This window comes from Kitasatospora sp. NPDC059571 (assembly GCF_042735675.1).
Classification (GTDB): domain Bacteria; phylum Actinomycetota; class Actinomycetes; order Streptomycetales; family Streptomycetaceae; genus Kitasatospora.
In genome coordinates, this window is record NZ_JBHWBW010000010.1 from 25,923 (window position 1) to 42,871 (window position 16,949).

The 16,949-nt window shown below is 72.2% G+C and carries 16 protein-coding genes; 15 read left to right on the forward strand and 1 reads right to left on the reverse strand.

Annotation, left to right across the window (positions count from 1 at the left end):
* Positions 1 to 132: 132 nt before the first annotated feature.
* Positions 133 to 636 (reverse strand): transcriptional regulator, encoded by a 504-nt coding sequence (locus tag ACFV0G_RS03065; protein ID WP_354643559.1) that lies wholly within the window; start codon positions 634 to 636, stop codon positions 133 to 135.
* Between the two features lie 361 nt (positions 637 to 997).
* Between ACFV0G_RS03065 and pyrR the strand changes: the two genes are divergently transcribed.
* The 15 genes from pyrR to ACFV0G_RS03140 all read left to right on the forward strand — a co-directional run.
* The gene (gene pyrR / locus ACFV0G_RS03070; RefSeq protein WP_380540639.1) at positions 998 to 1,612 is read left to right on the forward strand and encodes a bifunctional pyr operon transcriptional regulator/uracil phosphoribosyltransferase PyrR; all 615 of its coding nucleotides are present in this window, start codon (positions 998 to 1,000) and stop codon (positions 1,610 to 1,612) included.
* Positions 1,613 to 1,617: 5 nt separating this feature from the next.
* Positions 1,618 to 2,607, forward strand: a complete 990-nt coding sequence (locus tag ACFV0G_RS03075; protein ID WP_380540642.1) for an aspartate carbamoyltransferase catalytic subunit — start codon at positions 1,618 to 1,620, stop codon at positions 2,605 to 2,607.
* Between the two features lie 56 nt (positions 2,608 to 2,663).
* On the forward strand, positions 2,664 to 3,908 hold the full coding sequence (locus ACFV0G_RS03080) for a dihydroorotase (RefSeq protein ID WP_380540683.1): 1,245 nt from the start codon (positions 2,664 to 2,666) through the stop codon (positions 3,906 to 3,908).
* Positions 3,905 to 4,465, forward strand: coding sequence for a hypothetical protein (locus ACFV0G_RS03085; RefSeq protein WP_380540645.1), 561 nt, complete (start codon positions 3,905 to 3,907; stop codon positions 4,463 to 4,465). The genes ACFV0G_RS03080 and ACFV0G_RS03085 overlap by 4 nt, the downstream gene beginning before the upstream one ends.
* Positions 4,462 to 5,637 carry a glutamine-hydrolyzing carbamoyl-phosphate synthase small subunit gene (gene carA, locus ACFV0G_RS03090; RefSeq protein WP_380540648.1) on the forward strand — a complete coding sequence of 392 codons (1,176 nt, stop codon included), beginning with the start codon at positions 4,462 to 4,464 and terminating at the stop codon, positions 5,635 to 5,637. The genes ACFV0G_RS03085 and carA overlap by 4 nt, the downstream gene beginning before the upstream one ends.
* A gap of 2 nt (positions 5,638 to 5,639) precedes the next feature.
* Positions 5,640 to 8,948, forward strand: coding sequence for a carbamoyl-phosphate synthase large subunit (carB, locus tag ACFV0G_RS03095; protein ID WP_380540653.1), 3,309 nt, complete (start codon positions 5,640 to 5,642; stop codon positions 8,946 to 8,948).
* 71 nt (positions 8,949 to 9,019) lie between these two features.
* Positions 9,020 to 10,120 carry a quinone-dependent dihydroorotate dehydrogenase gene (locus ACFV0G_RS03100; RefSeq protein ID WP_380540656.1) on the forward strand — a complete coding sequence of 367 codons (1,101 nt, stop codon included), beginning with the start codon at positions 9,020 to 9,022 and terminating at the stop codon, positions 10,118 to 10,120.
* Positions 10,121 to 10,155: 35 nt separating this feature from the next.
* Positions 10,156 to 10,995, forward strand: a complete 840-nt coding sequence (gene pyrF, locus ACFV0G_RS03105) for an orotidine-5'-phosphate decarboxylase (RefSeq protein WP_380540659.1) — start codon at positions 10,156 to 10,158, stop codon at positions 10,993 to 10,995.
* Positions 10,996 to 11,229: 234 nt separating this feature from the next.
* On the forward strand, positions 11,230 to 11,556 hold the full coding sequence (gene mihF, locus ACFV0G_RS03110) for an integration host factor, actinobacterial type (protein WP_100887384.1): 327 nt from the start codon (positions 11,230 to 11,232) through the stop codon (positions 11,554 to 11,556).
* Positions 11,557 to 11,604: 48 nt separating this feature from the next.
* On the forward strand, positions 11,605 to 12,162 hold the full coding sequence (gene gmk / locus ACFV0G_RS03115) for a guanylate kinase (protein WP_380540662.1): 558 nt from the start codon (positions 11,605 to 11,607) through the stop codon (positions 12,160 to 12,162).
* Positions 12,163 to 12,215: 53 nt separating this feature from the next.
* Positions 12,216 to 12,482 (forward strand): DNA-directed RNA polymerase subunit omega, encoded by a 267-nt coding sequence (rpoZ, locus tag ACFV0G_RS03120; RefSeq protein ID WP_100887382.1) that lies wholly within the window; start codon positions 12,216 to 12,218, stop codon positions 12,480 to 12,482.
* A gap of 157 nt (positions 12,483 to 12,639) precedes the next feature.
* A complete protein-coding gene (gene coaBC, locus ACFV0G_RS03125) occupies positions 12,640 to 13,842 on the forward strand; it encodes a bifunctional phosphopantothenoylcysteine decarboxylase/phosphopantothenate--cysteine ligase CoaBC (RefSeq protein WP_380540666.1) in 1,203 nt (400 codons plus the stop codon).
* Positions 13,843 to 13,982: 140 nt separating this feature from the next.
* Positions 13,983 to 15,194 (forward strand): methionine adenosyltransferase, encoded by a 1,212-nt coding sequence (gene metK / locus ACFV0G_RS03130; RefSeq protein WP_380540671.1) that lies wholly within the window; start codon positions 13,983 to 13,985, stop codon positions 15,192 to 15,194.
* An 83-nt stretch (positions 15,195 to 15,277) separates the two neighbouring features.
* A complete protein-coding gene (locus ACFV0G_RS03135; RefSeq protein WP_380540674.1) occupies positions 15,278 to 16,261 on the forward strand; it encodes a carbohydrate kinase family protein in 984 nt (327 codons plus the stop codon).
* Positions 16,261 to 16,949 (forward strand): homocysteine S-methyltransferase family protein (locus ACFV0G_RS03140; RefSeq protein WP_380540677.1); only part of this gene is annotated, 689 nt, incomplete at its 3' end. The genes ACFV0G_RS03135 and ACFV0G_RS03140, both read left to right, overlap by 1 nt.

The window sequence follows — 16,949 nt, forward strand, 5'->3', positions numbered from 1 at the left end:
GGCTGAGCGCGGCCGGCCGCGCCGCGCCGCCCCGGCCGGTGCCCCCGGACGCCCGCGCCGCGGGCCGGCCCCGCCCGCCGCCGCCCCCCCCCCCGCGACGTTTCTGCTGGTGAATCCGGTGGCCGACCGGGGTCAGCCGGCCTCCTCCTCGCGCACCGCACGGCGCGCGTCCGGGTTGAGCACGCCCCAGCTGATCAGCTGCTCGGTGAGGATCGAGGGCGACTGGTCGTAGATGACGGCCAGCGTGCGCAGGTCGTCCTGGCGGATGGAGAGCACCTTGCCGTTGTAGTCGCCGCGCTGGCTCTGAATGGTGGCCGCGTAGCGCTGCAGCGGTCCGGCCTTCTCGGACGGGACCTGGGTCAGTCTCTCCAGGTCGAGGACCAGGCGCGGCGGCGGCTCGGCCGCGCCGCCGGGAGTGCCGCCGGGCAGCAGCTCCTGCACCGGCACGCCGTAGAACTCGGCCAGCTCGGCGAGGCGCTGCACGGTCACCGCACGGTCGCCGCGCTCGTACGAACCGACGACGACGGCCTTCCAGCGACCCTGGGACTTCTCCTCGACGCCGTGCAGGGAGAGACCCTGCTGAGTGCGGATGGCCCGGAGCTTCGCCCCGAGCTGCTTCGCGTAGTCGCTGGACATTGATCTCCCCGGACAGATTGCTTCGCGTGCAGTGACGAGCCACGAGCGCGCGGGTGATGACCGCGGACCTGGCGGCGGCACCCGCGGGTGCGGCGCCGGTCCCGTAACTCACTGTGAGGTTACGTAGAGTGAGGTAGTCGCGTCAAGCCGAATGGGGCAGTCGTGCGAATAGTGCGCGGCCTGGCCGTGAACCCCACCCGGGTACCCGGGTTGAGCTGCGGTGACGCGAAACGGAGCGCGGCCCTCCCCGGGCGCGGGTGATCGCACTGGTAGCATGGGGGCGCTCCCGGTGCGCCGGGCGCCCTTTCCAGACATCCTTTAAGACCCGTCCCGTGAGGCGGGGAAGGAGGTCGGCTTCGGCATGACCGCAGACACCCCATCGAGCCCGCGTCCCCCGCACCAGGTGCTGGACGCCACCGACGTCGCCCGGGTCGTCACCCGGATCGCCCACGAGATCGTGGAACGCGCCAAGGGCGCGGAGGACGTCGTCCTGCTCGGCATCCACACCCGCGGCGTCCACCTGGCCCGCCGGCTGCACGCCAAGCTCACCCAGATCACCGGCCGCGACATCCCGCTCGGCACCCTGGACATCACCATGTACCGGGACGACCTGCGGCTGAAGCCGGCCCGCGCGCTGGAGCACACCGAGATCCCCGCCGACGGCATCGACGGCCGCCTGGTCATCCTCGTCGACGACGTGCTCTTCTCCGGCCGCACCATCCGCGCCGCGCTCGACGCGCTCAGCGACATCGGCCGCCCGCGCGCCGTCCAGCTCGCCGTCCTGGTCGACCGCGGCCACCGGGAGCTGCCCATCCGCGCCGACTACGTGGGCAAGAACCTGCCCACCTCGCTGCGCGAGGCCGTCCAGGTCCAGCTCGCCGACACCGACGGCCGCGACGCCGTCCTGGTCGGCGACCGCGACTACACGGCCCGTTCGTCCCAGGCACTCGCCGCCGACCAGCACCTCCCGGAGTGACCCGCGTGATGCGCCACCTCGTCTCCACCGCCGACCTGGGCCGCGACGACGCCCTGCTCATCCTGGACACCGCCGAGGAGCTCGCCCGGCTCTCCGGACGCGCCGTCAAGAAGCTCCCCACCCTGCGCGGCCGCACCGTGGTCAACCTCTTCTTCGAGGACTCCACCCGGACCAAGACCTCCTTCGAGGTGGCCGAGAAGCGCCTCTCCGCGGACGTCATCAACTTCTCCGCCAAGGGCTCCTCGGTCTCCAAGGGCGAGAGCCTCAAGGACACCGCGCTGACCCTGCAGGCGATGGGCGCCGACGCGGTCGTCATCCGGCACCACGCCTCCGGCGCCCCGGCCCGGCTGGCCCAGTCCGACTGGCTGCACGGCAGCGTCATCAACGCCGGCGACGGCACCCACGAGCACCCCACCCAGGCGCTGCTCGACGCGTTCACCATGCGCCGCCACCTCAACCCGGGCGCCGGCAAGGACCTCGCGGGCCGCCGGGTGACCATCGTCGGCGACATCCTGCACAGCCGGGTCGCCCGCTCCAACGTCCACCTGCTCACCACCCTGGGCGCCGAGGTCACCTTCGTGGCCCCGCCGACCCTGCTGCCCATCGGCATCGAGAACTGGCCCTGCCAGGTGTCGTACGACCTCGACGCGGTGCTGCCGAAGACCGATGCGCTGATGATGCTCCGGGTCCAGCGCGAGCGGATGAACGCCGCCTTCTTCCCCACCGAGCGTGAGTACTCCCGCCGCTACGGCATGGACGGCCTCCGGATGGCGCAGCTCCCCGAGCACGCCATCGTGATGCACCCCGGGCCGATGGTCCGCGGCATGGAGATCACCGCCGAGGTCGCCGACTCGCCGCGCTGCACCGTGGTCGAGCAGGTCGCCAACGGCGTCTCCATCCGGATGGCCGTCCTCTACCTGCTGCTCGGCGGCGCCGTCTTCGCCGACGGCACCGCCGACCCCTCCCGCACCGACTCCAGCGAGGCCGCCCAGTGACCAGCTACCTGATCCGCAACGCCCAGATCCTCGGCGGCGCCCCCAAGGACATCCACATCGCCGACGGGGTCATCCGGGAGATCGGCGACAACCTCGCGGCCGAGGCGGACGTCGACATCGACGCGCACGGCCTGATCGCCCTGCCCGGCCTGGTCGACCTGCACACCCACCTGCGCGAGCCGGGCCGCGAGGACGCCGAGACCGTCCTCACCGGCACCCAGGCCGCGGCCCGCGGCGGCTACACCGCGGTGCACGCGATGGCCAACACCTTCCCGGTCGCCGACACCGCCGGCGTGGTCGAGCAGGTCTGGCGCCTCGGCCAGGAGTCCGGCTACTGCGACGTGCAGCCGGTCGGCGCCGTCACCGTCGGCCTGGAGGGCAAGAAGCTCGCCGAGCTCGGCGCCATGCACGACTCCGCCGCGGGCGTCCGGGTCTTCTCCGACGACGGCAAGTGCGTCGACGACGCGGTGATCATGCGCCGCGCCCTGGAGTACGTGAAGGCCTTCGACGGCGTCGTCGCCCAGCACGCCCAGGAGCCCCGCCTCACCGAGGGCGCCCAGATGAACGAGGGCCAGGTCTCCGGCGAGCTCGGCCTCGGCGGCTGGCCCGCGGTCGCCGAGGAGGCGATCATCGCCCGCGACGTGCTGCTCGCCGCGCACGTCGGCTCCCGGCTGCACATCTGCCACGTCTCCACCGCCGGCTCGGTCGAGATCGTCCGCTGGGCCAAGGCCAAGGGCTGGAACGTCACCGCCGAGGTCACCCCGCACCACCTGCTGCTCACCGACGAACTGGTGCGCACCTACGACCCGGTGTACAAGGTCAACCCGCCGCTGCGCACCGCCGCCGACGTGGAGGCGCTGCGCGCCGCGCTGGCCGACGGCACCATCGACGCCGTCGCCACCGACCACGCCCCGCACCCCGCGGAGGACAAGGACTGCGAGTGGGCGGTCGCCGCGATGGGCATGGTCGGCCTGGAGACCGCACTGTCGGTCGTCCAGCAGACCATGGTCGACACCGGCCTGCTGACCTGGGAGCACGTCGCCGACCGGATGTCCTACCGGCCGGCCCGGATCGGCCGTCTCACCGGGCAGGGTCGCCCGATCTCGGTGGGTGAGCCGGCGAACCTGGTGCTCTTCGATCCCGCGTACCGTGGTGCCGTGGATCCCGACACCTTCGCCACCCGCAGCCGCAACACCCCCTACCGGGGCCTCGACCTGCCCGGACGCGTCCACGCGACGTTCCTGCGCGGCCGGGCCACGGTGCTGGCCGGAGACCTGGCGGACCGGGACGGGCTCGCGTGAGCCCGCTCGCCGTTGAGCAGGCCCGCGTCACCGACTGGCCGGCGTACATCGGCTGGACGGTCGGCCTGCTGATCCTGATCGGCCTGGCCTACTGGCTGATGCGGCAGGGCTGGAACTGGCGCCGCACCCTGCAGTCGGACCTCCCGCCGCTGCCCGCCGTACCGGCCGACCCCGGCACGGCCGTGCTGGCCGCCGGCGGGCGCTACCACGGCACCACCACCGCCGGGAACTGGCTGGACCGGGTCGTGGCCCACGACCTGGGCACCCGCAGCCTGGTCGAACTGACCCTCACCGAGCAGGGCCTGCTGGCCCGCCGCCCCGGCGACACCGACCTGTGGATCCCCGCCGCGGCGCTGACCGGCGCCCGGCGCGACTCGGGGATCGCCGGCAAGGTCGTCCCCTCCGGGCTGCTGGTCGTCACCTGGGACCACCAGGGCACGGCACTCGACTCCGGGTTCCGCGCCGACCACCCCGATGAGCACGCCGCCTGGGTCGAGGCGGTCGAGGCTCTCGTGACACGTACGAAGACGAAGAAGACGGAAGAGGCCGCACCATGACCGCACCTGCCCCCACCACGCCTCGCACCAGGCGGGAGCGAGTGCCCGCCGTGCTCGTCCTGGAGGACGGCCGGACGTTCCGCGGCGAGGCCTACGGAGCGGTCGGCGAGACCTTCGGCGAGGCGGTCTTCAACACCGGCATGTCCGGCTACCAGGAGACCCTGACCGACCCGTCGTACCACCGCCAGGTGGTCGTCATGACGGCCCCGCAGATCGGCAACACCGGCTGGAACGACGAGGACGACGAGTCCAAGCAGATCTGGGTCGCCGGCTACGTCGTGCGCGACCCCGCCCGGGTCGCCTCCAACTGGCGCTCGCGCCGCTCGCTGGACGAGGAGCTCGCCGCCCAGGGCGTCGTCGGCATCAGCGGCATCGACACCCGGGCGCTCACCCGCCACCTGCGCGAGCGCGGCGCGATGCGCGTCGGCATCTTCTCCGGCGGGGCCGTCGCGGGCGAGCAGTCCCTGCTCGCCCGGGTGCTCCAGGCGCCCGAGATGAAGGGCGCCGACCTGTGCGCCGAGGTGGCCACCACCGAGCCGTACGTGGTGCCCGCGATCGGTGAGAAGAAGTTCACCGTCGCCGCCCTCGACCTCGGCATCAAGGCGATGACCCCGCAGCGGATGGCCGAACGCGGCATCGAGGTGCACGTGCTGCCCGCCAACGCCTCGCTCGAGGACGTCTACGCGGTCAACCCCGACGGCGTGTTCTTCTCCAACGGCCCGGGCGACCCGGCCACCGCCGACCACCAGGTCGCCGTGGCCCGCGGCGTGCTCGAGCGGAAGACCCCGTTCTTCGGCATCTGCTTCGGCAACCAGATCCTCGGCCGCGCGCTGGGCTTCGGCACCTACAAGCTCAAGTACGGCCACCGCGGCATCAACCAGCCGGTGCAGGACCGCACCACCGGCAAGGTCGAGGTCACCGCGCACAACCACGGCTTCGCCGTGAACGCGCCGCTGGACCAGGTCAGCGAGACCCCGTTCGGCCGCGTCGAGGTCTCCCACGTCTGCCTCAACGACGACGTGGTCGAGGGCCTGCAGGCGCTGGACGTGGCCGCCTTCTCGGTGCAGTACCACCCGGAGGCGGCGGCCGGCCCGCACGACGCCGCGTACCTCTTCGACCGCTTCGTTGACCTGATGGCCGGCGCCCCGGCCCGCACCACCTCTGGGAGCTGACCGTGCCCAAGCGCACTGACATCAAGTCCGTCCTGGTGATCGGGTCCGGCCCGATCGTCATCGGCCAGGCGGCGGAGTTCGACTACTCGGGCACCCAGGCCTGCCGCGTCCTCAAGTCCGAGGGCCTGCGGGTGATCCTGGTCAACTCCAACCCGGCCACGATCATGACCGACCCGGAGATCGCCGACGCCACCTACGTCGAGCCGATCACCCCGGAGTTCGTCGAGAAGATCATCGCCAAGGAGCGCCCGGACGCCCTGCTGCCGACCCTCGGCGGCCAGACCGCGCTGAACACCGCGATCTCGCTGCACCACGCCGGCACGCTGGAGAAGTACAACGTCGAGCTGATCGGCGCCGACGTCGAGGCGATCAACAAGGGCGAGGACCGCGACCTGTTCAAGGGCGTGGTCGAGGCGGTCAACGCCAAGATCGGCCACGGCGAGTCCGCCCGCTCGGTGATCTGCCACTCGATGGAGGACGTCCTGCAGGGCGTCGAGACCCTCGGCGGCTACCCGGTCGTCGTCCGCCCCTCGTTCACCATGGGCGGTGCCGGCTCCGGCTTCGCCCACAACGAGGAGGACCTGCGCCGCATCGCCGGCCAGGGCCTGACCCTCTCGCCGACCACCGAGGTGCTCCTGGAGGAGTCCATCCTCGGCTGGAAGGAGTACGAGCTGGAGCTGATGCGCGACAAGCACGACAACGTCGTGGTCGTCTGCTCCATCGAGAACTTCGACCCGATGGGCGTGCACACCGGCGACTCCATCACCGTCGCCCCGGCGATGACCCTCACCGACCGCGAGTACCAGATCCTGCGCGACATCGGCATCGCCGTGATCCGCGAGGTCGGCGTCGACACCGGCGGCTGCAACATCCAGTTCGCGGTCAACCCCGAGGACGGCCGGGTCATCGTCATCGAGATGAACCCGCGCGTCTCCCGCTCCTCCGCGCTCGCCTCCAAGGCCACCGGCTTCCCGATCGCCAAGATCGCCGCCAAGCTGGCCGTCGGCTACACGCTGGACGAGATCCCGAACGACATCACCGAGCAGACCCCGGCCTCCTTCGAGCCGACCCTCGACTACGTCGTCGTCAAGGTGCCGCGGTTCGCGTTCGAGAAGTTCCCCTCGGCCGACGCCAGCCTCACCACGACCATGAAGTCGGTCGGCGAGGCCATGGCGATGGGCCGCAACTTCACCGAGGCGCTGCAGAAGGCGCTGCGCTCGCTGGAGAAGAAGGGCTCCCAGTTCAGCTGGGTCGGCGAGACCGGCGACAAGGCCGCGCTGCTGGAGAAGGCGGTCGTCCCCACCGACGGCCGGATCAACACCGTCATGCAGGCCGTCCGGGCCGGCGCCACCCCCCAGGAGGTCTTCGACGCCACGAAGATCGACCCGTGGTTCGTCGACCAGCTCTTCCTCCTCGACGAGATCGCCGGCGAGCTCGCCGAGGCCGAGAAGCTCACCCCCGAACTGCTCCGCCACGCCAAGCGGCACGGCTTCTCCGACCTGCAGATCGGCGAGATCCGCGGCCTCAAGGCGGACGTCGTCCGCGAGGTGCGGCACGCGCTCGGCATCCGCCCGGTCTTCAAGACCGTGGACACCTGCGCCGCCGAGTTCGCGGCCAAGACCCCGTACTTCTACTCGTCCTACGACGAGGAGAGCGAGGTCGCCCCGCGCACCAAGCCCGCCGTGATCATCCTCGGCTCCGGCCCCAACCGCATCGGTCAGGGCATCGAGTTCGACTACTCCTGCGTGCACGCCTCCTTCGCTCTCGCCGAGGCCGGGTACGAGACCGTCATGGTCAACTGCAACCCGGAGACCGTCTCCACCGACTACGACACCTCCGACCGGCTCTACTTCGAGCCGCTCACCCTGGAGGACGTGCTGGAGATCGTCCACGCCGAGCAGCAGGCCGGTCCGCTCGCCGGTGTGATCGTCCAGCTCGGCGGCCAGACCCCGCTGGGCCTGGCCCAGGCGCTCAAGGACAACGGCGTGCCGATCGTCGGCACCCAGCCCGAGGCGATCGACCTCGCCGAGGAGCGCGGCGCCTTCGGCCGCGTCCTGCGCGACGCCGGCCTGCCGGCCCCCAAGCACGGCACCGCCTTCTCCTTCGACGAGGCCAAGGCGATCGCCGACGAGATCGGCTACCCGGTGCTCGCCCGCCCGTCCTACGTGCTCGGCGGCCGCGGCATGGAGATCGTCTACGACGAGGCCTCGCTCGCCTCCTACCTGGAGCGCCACGCCGGCCTGATCTCCGAGCACCCGGTGCTCATCGACCGCTTCCTCGACGACGCGGTGGAGATCGACGTCGACGCGCTCTACGACGGCACCGAGCTCTACCTCGGCGGCGTCATGGAGCACATCGAGGAGGCCGGCATCCACTCCGGCGACTCCGCCTGCGCCCTGCCCCCGATCACCCTCGGCGGCTGGGACATCAAGCGGCTGCGCACCTCCACCGAGGCGATCGCCAAGGGCGTCGGCGTCCGCGGCCTGATCAACATCCAGTTCGCGATGGCCGGCGACATCCTCTACGTGCTGGAGGCCAACCCGCGCGCCTCCCGCACCGTGCCGTTCACCTCCAAGGCCACCGCCGTGCCGCTGGCCAAGGCCGCCGCCCGGATCTCGCTCGGCGCCACCATCGCCGAGCTCCGCCAGGAGGGCCTGCTCCCGGCCGAGGGCGACGGCGGCACGCTGCCCGCCGACGCGCCGATCTCGGTCAAGGAGGCCGTGATGCCGTGGTCGCGCTTCCGCGACGTGCACGGCCGCGGCGTCGACACCGTGCTCGGCCCGGAGATGCGCTCCACCGGCGAGGTCATGGGCATCGACCGGGTCTTCGGCACCGCCTACGCCAAGTCGCAGTCCGGCGCGTACGGCGCCCTGCCGACCAAGGGCAAGGTGTTCGTCTCGGTCGCCAACCGCGACAAGCGCAACCTGGTCTTCCCGGCCCGCGCGCTGGTCGAGCTCGGCTTCGAGCTGCTCGCCACCACCGGCACCGCCGAGGTGCTGCAGCGCGGCGGCATCCCCGCCACCGTGGTGCGCAAGCACAGCGAGGGCGAGGGCCCGAACGGCGAGCGGACGATCGTCCAGCTGATCCACGAGGGTGCGGTCGACCTGATCATCAACACCCCGTACGGCACCGGCGGCCGCCTCGACGGCTACGAGATCCGCACCGCGGCCGTCTCGCGCGGGGTGCCGTGCCTGACCACCGTCCAGGCGATGGGCGCGGCCGTGCAGGGCATCGACGCCCTGCTGCGCGGCGAGGTCGGCGTGATGTCGCTGCAGGAGCACGCGGCGCTGATCAACTCCGGCCGCAAGTAGACCGATCCCGTGGGGGGCACCGTACGACGGGTGCCCCCCACGACCATGCTCAGGGAAGGGCGCACCCCGCCGTGTACAAGCTCCTGTTCGACCTGGTCTTCAAGAAGATGGACCCGGAGAAGGCCCACCACCTCGCCTTTTTCTGGATCCGTCTGGCCGCCTCCGTCCCCGGCCTGCGGCAGCTCGTGCAGCTGGTGCTCGCCCCGCGCGACCCGGCGCTGCGCACCACCGCGCTCGGCCTCGACCTGCCCGGCCCGTTCGGCCTCGGCGCGGGCTTCGACAAGAACGGCATCGGCATCGACGGCCTCGCCATGCTGGGCTTCGACTTCGTCGAGATCGGCACCGTCACCGGCGAGCCGCAGCCGGGCAACCCGGCGCCGCGGCTGTTCCGCCTGGTCGAGGACCGCGCGCTGATCAACCGGATGGGCTTCAACAACCAGGGCTCGGCCCGGGTCGCCGCCCGTCTCGCCGGCCGTGCCCGCACCACCTCCACGCCCGTCGTCGGCGTCAACATCGGCAAGACCAAGGTGGTCGAGGAGGCCGACGCCACCGAGGACTACCTGAAGTCCACCCGCCGGCTCGCCCCGCACGCCGACTACCTGGTGGTCAACGTCAGCTCCCCGAACACGCCGGGGCTGCGCAACCTCCAGGCCGTGCAGATCCTCGGCCCGCTGCTGTGGGACGTCCGCAAGGCCGCCGACGAGGTCACCGCGCACCACGTGCCGCTGCTGGTGAAGATCGCCCCGGACCTGGCCGACGAGGACATCGACGAGATCGCCGACATGGCCCTCACGCTGGGCCTGGACGGCATCATCGCCACCAACACCACCATCGGCCGCGAGGGGCTGCGCACGTCGGCCTCCCGGGTCGAGGAGATCGGCATGGGCGGCCTGTCCGGCGCCCCGCTCAAGGCCCGCTCGCTGGAGGTGCTGCAGCGGCTGCGCGCCCGTACCGAGGGCCGGCTGGCGATCGTCTCGGTGGGCGGCATCGAGACCGCCGAGGACGCCTGGCAGCGCATCCTGCACGGCGCCGACCTGGTGCAGGGCTACAGCGCCTTCATCTACGAGGGCCCGTTCTGGATGCGCCGGGTGCACCGCGGCCTGTCGGCCCGGCTCCGGGCCTCCGGCCACGCGTCGATCGCCGACGCGGTCGGCACCGCCAAGGCCTCCTGACGCCGCGCCCACCTTCTGAGGAGAGGACCCGTTCCATGACCACCCTCGCTCCCTTCGGCGCCCGCCTGCGGCAGGCCCTGGACACCCGCGGGCAGCTCTGCGTGGGCATCGACCCGCACGCCTCGCTGCTGTCCGCCTGGGGCCTCGGCGACGACGTCGCCGGCCTGGAGACCTTCTCCCGCACGGTCGTCGAGGCGCTCGCCGACCGGGTCGCGGTGCTGAAGCCGCAGTCCGCGTTCTTCGAGCGGTTCGGCTCGCGCGGCATCGCCGTGCTGGAGGCCTGCACGGCCGAGGCGCGGGCCGCCGGCGCGCTCGTCGTGATGGACGCCAAGCGCGGCGACATCGGCTCGACCATGGCCGCCTACGCCGAGACCTTCCTGGCGCCGGACAGCCCGCTGTTCTCGGACGCCCTCACGGTCAGCCCGTACCTCGGCTTCGGCTCGCTGCAGCCGGCCGTCGACCTGGCCCGGGCGAGCGGCTGCGGCCTGTTCGCGCTGGCGCTCACCTCCAACCCGGAGGGCGCCGAGGTGCAGCGCGCCGTGGCGGCCGACGGGGAGAGCGTGGCGCAGGGCGTGCTGCGCCGGCTCGCGGCCGAGAACGCGGGCGCACAGCCGCTCGGATCCTTCGGTGCGGTGGTGGGCGCGACCCTCACCGAGGCCGGGGTGGACCTCGCCGTCAACGGCCCGCTGCTGGCCCCCGGCGTGGGCGCGCAGGGCGCCACCGCCGCCGACCTGCCGCGGGTCTTCGGGGACTCCGTGCGCAACGTGGTGCCCAGCGTCAGCCGCGACGTGCTGAAGCACGGCCCCTCGGTGCCGGCGCTCCGGGAGGCCGCCCAGCGGTTCATCGACGATGTGAGCAGCATCACAAAGGGTTGATCGTCCGGTGCCGAGGGCGCCTGATTTGCCCGGAAAAGTCCTGTGTCTGCCCCGGCTGACCAGGACTTTTCGTGTTCTTTTCCTGACGTGGCGGCCTAAGTTGGGTAGTGTCCGGCGGTAGGTCACCGGAGGGCAGCGGTTTCCGTTGCTTCTGCAGGTCAGGGCATGCTCTCCGGCGGGCCGGGCACTACCAGTCATAGCTCATCCCTTCCATCCACACCTGAGGTGAACGGCGTGGCTCTTCCGCCCCTTACCCCCGAACAGCGCGCCGCTGCGCTCGCCAAGGCCGCCGAGGCTCGGCGGAAGCGCGCCGACGTGAAGAACAAGCTCAAGCACTCCGGTGCCTCGCTGCACGACGTGATCAAGGCCGGCAAGGCCGACGACGAGGTCATCGGCAAGATGAAGGTTTCTGCACTGCTGGAGAGCCTCCCCGGCGTCGGCAAGGTGCGGGCCAAGCAGATCATGGAGCGCCTCGGCATCTCCGAGAGCCGTCGCGTCCGCGGCCTCGGTACGAACCAGATCGCCTCGCTGGAGCGGGAGTTCGGCTCCGCCGCCTCCTGACCCGGGGTCCTGGTCCCCGGAACGTCCGCGATCCGGGATAATCGGTGCATGAGTGAGCGTCCGCGGCTGACCGTGCTCTCCGGCCCCTCGGGGGTCGGCAAGAGCACGGTCGTCGCTCATATGAGGAAGATGCACCCCGAGGTCTGGCTCTCGGTGTCGGCCACCACCCGACACCCGAGGCCGGGCGAGAAGGACGGGGTCCAGTACCACTTCGTCGACAACGACCAGTTCGACAAGCTGGTCGCCAACGGCGAGCTGCTGGAGTGGGCCGTCTTCGCCGGCAACCGCTACGGCACCCCCCGCACCGCCGTCCAGGAGCGGCTCGACCGCGGCGAGCCGGTCCTGCTGGAGATCGACCTGCAGGGCGCCCGCCAGGTGCGCGAGTCGATGCCGGAGGCCCAGCTGGTCTTCCTGGCTCCGCCGAGCTGGGACGAGCTGGTCCGCCGGCTCACCGGTCGGGGCACCGAGCCGCAGCACGTGATCGACCAGCGGCTCGACGCCGCCAAGGTCGAGCTCGCCGCGGAGACGGAGTTCGACACGACCCTTGTCAACACCTCCGTCGAGCAGGTAGCGGCCGAACTGCTAGCCTTGCTCGGTGTAGCCTGACCTGTCGGCTCCCGAGCCGATCGTCAGAAAATCCACTTTCGGAAGGTTTCCGCGTGTCCTCTTCGATGACCGCGCCCGAGGGCATCATCAACCCGCCGATCGACGAGCTCCTCGAGGCCACCGACTCCAAGTACAGCCTGGTGATCTACGCGGCCAAGCGCGCCCGCCAGATCAACGCGTACTACTCGCAGCTCGGTGAGGGCCTGCTGGAGTACGTCGGCCCCCTGGTCGACACCCACGTGCACGAGAAGCCGCTGTCGATCGCGCTGCGCGAGATCAACGCTGGCATGCTCACCGCCGAGGCGGTCGAGGCCGTCTGAGCCACCCGGTCGCACCGAGGCCGGACCGAAGGGCCCGCCGGACACGTTCCGGCGGGCCCTTCGGCATCCCCGGGCGCTGTGCTCCGGGTCATGGTGCACCGCCCGTCTGATGCGCCGTAGGGTGAGGGCGAACCCACCCAGGAGAGACGGAAGCACGATGAACGCACCGCGCGTGGTCCTCGGCGTCAGCGGCGGCATCGCCGCGTACAAGGCCTGTGAGCTGCTGCGACGGCTGACCGAGTCCGGGCACGAGGTCACCGTGGTGCCCACCGAGGCGGCGCTGCACTTCGTCGGCGAGGCCACCTGGGCCGCGCTCTCGCACCGGCCGGCCGCCACCGAGACCTGGGCCAGCGTGCACGAGGTGCCGCACGTGCGGATCGGGCAGCAGGCCGACCTGGTGGTGGTCGCCCCGGCCACCGCCGACCTGATGGCCAAGGCGGCCCACGGCCTCGCCGACGACCTGCTCACCAACACCCTGCTCACCGCCCGCTGCCCGGTGGTCTTCGCGCCCGCCATGCACACCGAGATGTGGGAGCACCCGGCCACCCGGGAGAACGTCGCCACGCTGCGCCGCCGCGGCGCGGTCGTGCTGGAGCCCGCCACCGGCCGGCTCACCGGCACGGACACCGGCAAGGGGCGGCTGCCCGACCCGGCGGAGATCTTCGAGGCCTGCCGCCGGGTGCTGGCCCGCGGCGCCGGCGGGCAGGACCTCGCCGGCCGGCACGTGGTCGTCTCGGCCGGCGGCACCCGCGAGCCGCTCGACCCGGTGCGCTTCCTGGGCAACCGCTCCTCCGGCAAGCAGGGCTGGGCGCTGGCCGCCACCGCCGCGGCCCGCGGCGCCCGGGTCACGCTGCTGGCGGCCAACGTCGAGCTGCCCGACCCGGCCGGGGTCGACGTGGTGCGGGTCTCCACCGCGCTGGAGCTTCGGGAGGCCGCGCGCAAGGCGGTCGCCGACGCGGACGCGGTCGTGATGGCGGCCGCCGTCGCCGACTTCCGGCCCGCCGAGTACGCCACCGGCAAGATCAAGAAGGTCGACGGGGTGGATCCGGCCCCGGTCGTCCTGGTCCGCAATCCCGACATCCTCGCCGAGCTCTCCGCCGAGCGGGCCTTCGTCGGCCAGCTGGTCGTCGGATTCGCCGCGGAGACCGACGACGTGCTCGCCAACGGCCGCGCCAAGCTGGCCCGCAAGGGCTGTGACCTGCTGGTGGTCAACGAGGTGGGCGACGGCAAGGCGTTCGGCCGCGACACCAACGCGGCGACCATCCTGGCCGCCGACGGCGGCGAGACCGAGGTGCCGCACGGCCCCAAGGAGTCGCTCGCCGACGCCGTCTGGGACGCGGTCGCGACCCGGCTGAGCTGAGGTTCGTCACACGACTGCCATACCGGGGGAGTGCCGGATGGCGGGGGTCGGCCGTTACACTCCAGGCATCAAGTCTTTCCGGATGGCCCGGGATCCCCCGGGTCGTTCAGTCAGCAGCCGCTGCAACCCCAGGGAGCGCTGTGTCTCGCCGCCTGTTCACGTCGGAGTCCGTCACCGAGGGTCACCCCGACAAGATCGCTGACCAGATCAGCGACACCATCCTGGACGCCCTCCTCAAGGAGGACCCGACCTCGCGCGTCGCCGTGGAGACGCTGATCACCACCGGCCTGGTGCACATCGCCGGCGAGGTCACCACGAAGGCGTACGCGCCGATCGCGCAGCTCGTCCGGGAGAAGATCCTCGAGATCGGCTACGACAGCTCCAAGAAGGGCTTCGACGGCGCCTCCTGCGGCGTGTCGGTGTCCATCGGCGCGCAGTCCCCGGACATCGCGCAGGGCGTCGACACCGCCCACGAGCACCGCGTCGAGGGCGAGGACGACGAGCTCGACCGCCAGGGCGCCGGCGACCAGGGCCTGATGTTCGGCTACGCCTGCGACGACACGCCCGAGCTGATGCCGCTGCCGATCACCCTCGCGCACCGCCTCTCGCGCCGGCTGTCCGAGGTCCGCAAGAACGGGACCATCCCGTACCTGCGCCCCGACGGCAAGACCCAGGTCACCATCGAGTACGACGGCGACAAGGCCGTCCGCCTCGACACCGTGGTCGTCTCCTCGCAGCACGCGAGCGACATCGACCTGGAGTCGCTGCTCACCCCGGACATCCGCGAGTTCGTCGTGGAGCCGGAGCTGAAGGCGCTGGCCGACGAGGGCATCAAGCTCGTCACCGAGGGCTACCGCCTCCTGGTGAACCCGACCGGCCGCTTCGAGATCGGCGGCCCGATGGGCGACGCCGGCCTGACCGGCCGCAAGATCATCGTCGACACGTACGGCGGCTACGCCCGCCACGGCGGCGGCGCGTTCTCCGGCAAGGACCCGTCCAAGGTCGACCGCTCCGCCGCGTACGCGATGCGCTGGGTCGCCAAGAACATCGTCGCCGCGGGCCTGGCCCGCCGCGCCGAGGTCCAGGTCGCCTACGCGATCGGCAAGGCCGAGCCGGTGGGCCTCTTCGTCGAGACCTTCGGCACCGAGACCGTCCCGGTCCTCGCCATCCAGCAGGCCGTCACCGAGGTCTTCGACCTGCGCCCGGCCGCGATCATCCGCGACCTGGACCTGCTCCGACCGATCTACGCCCAGACCGCCGCCTACGGCCACTTCGGCCGCGAGCTGCCCGACTTCACCTGGGAGCAGGCCGACCGCGCGCAGAAGCTCGCCGCCGCCGCGCACGCCGGCTGACCCCCACGCCCCCGTACCGCCGGCCCCCGGGCCCGGCGCCCCCGTCCGAACCCGCCGAACCCCGAGGCCCAAGGAGGCACCCGGTGCGTATCGCTGTCACCGGCTCGATCGCCACCGACCATCTGATGGTCTTCCCCGGTCGCTTCGCCGACCAGCTGATCGCCGACCGCCTGGACAAGGTGTCGCTGTCCTTCCTCGCCGACGACCTGGTGGTCCGGCACGGCGGCGTCGCGGCGAACATCGCCTTCGGCCTCGGCCGGCTCGGCCTGCGCCCGCTGCTGGTCGGCGCGGTCGGCCGGGACTTCACCGAGTACCGGGCCCGGCTGGAGGAGGCCGGCGTCGACACCGCGGGCGTCCGGGTCAGCGACACCCGGCACACCGCCCGGTTCGTCTGCACCACCGACGCCGACCAGAACCAGATCGCCACCTTCTACGCCGGCGCCATGGCCGAGGCGCGCGAGATCGACCTCGGCACCGTCCGGCGCGAGGCGGGCGGCCTGGACCTGGTCGTCGTGGCCCCCGACGACCCGGAGGCGATGGTCCGCCACACCCTGGACTGCCGCCGCTCCGGCACCCCGTTCGCAGCCGACCCCTCGCAGCAGCTCGCCCGGCTGGACCGGGACCAGGTGCGGCGGCTCGTCGACGGCGCCCGCTACCTGTTCACCAACGAGTACGAGGCCGCACTCCTCCGCGACCGCACCGGCTGGACCGAGCGCCGGATCCTCGGCCGGGTCGGCACCTGGATCACCACCCGCGGCGGCGACGGCGTGGTCATCCGCCGGTGCGGCGAGCAGCCGCTGACCGTCCCCGCCGTGCCCGCCGCCGCACCCGTCGACCCCACCGGCGTCGGCGACGCCTTCCGGGCCGGCTTCCTGGCCGGCACCTCCTGGGGCTGGCCGCTCCAGCGCGCGGCCCAACTCGGCTGCGCCCTGGCCACGGTGGTCCTGGAGTCGGACGGCCCGCAGGAGTACCGCCCGGACGCCGTCGACCTGCTGCTGCGGATCGACGACGCGCACGGCAGCGCCGCCGCCCGCGAGATCACCCCGCGGCTGGCGGGGGTGGCGTGATGGCCCTCGGGGCGCGGCAGGACCGTGCGGACGCCCTGCGCGCGGCGCTCGCCTCACGCGTGGTGGTGGCGGACGGTGCGATGGGCACGATGCTGCAGGCGCAGGATCCGTCGCTGGAGGACTTCCAGCAGTTGGAGGGCTGCAACGAGGTCCTCAACGTGACCCGGCCCGACATCGTGCGGTCGGTGCACGAGGCGTACTTCGCGGTCGGCGTGGACTGCGTGGAGACGAACACCTTCGGCGCCAACCACGCCGCGCTGGGCGAGTACGACATCCCGGAGCGGATCTTCGAGCTCTCCGAGGCCGGTGCGCGGATCGCCCGGGAGACCGCGGACGCCTTCACCGCCCGCGACGGCAGGGTGCGGTGGGTGCTCGGCTCGATCGGCCCGGGCACCAAGCTGCCGACCCTGGGCCACGCCCCGTACGCCCTGCTGCGGGACGGCTTCCACCGCAACGCGGCGGGCCTGATCGCGGGCGGCGCGGACGCGCTGCTGGTGGAGACCAGCCAGGACCTGCTGCAGACGAAGGCCGCGGTGCTGGGCTGCCGGGCGGCGATGGCGGACGCCGGGCTCGACCTGCCGTTGGTGGTGCACGTCACCGTCGAGACGACGGGCACGATGCTGCTGGGCTCGGAGATCGGTGCGGCGCTGACGGCGCTGGAGCCGCTGGGTATCGACTTCATCGGCAT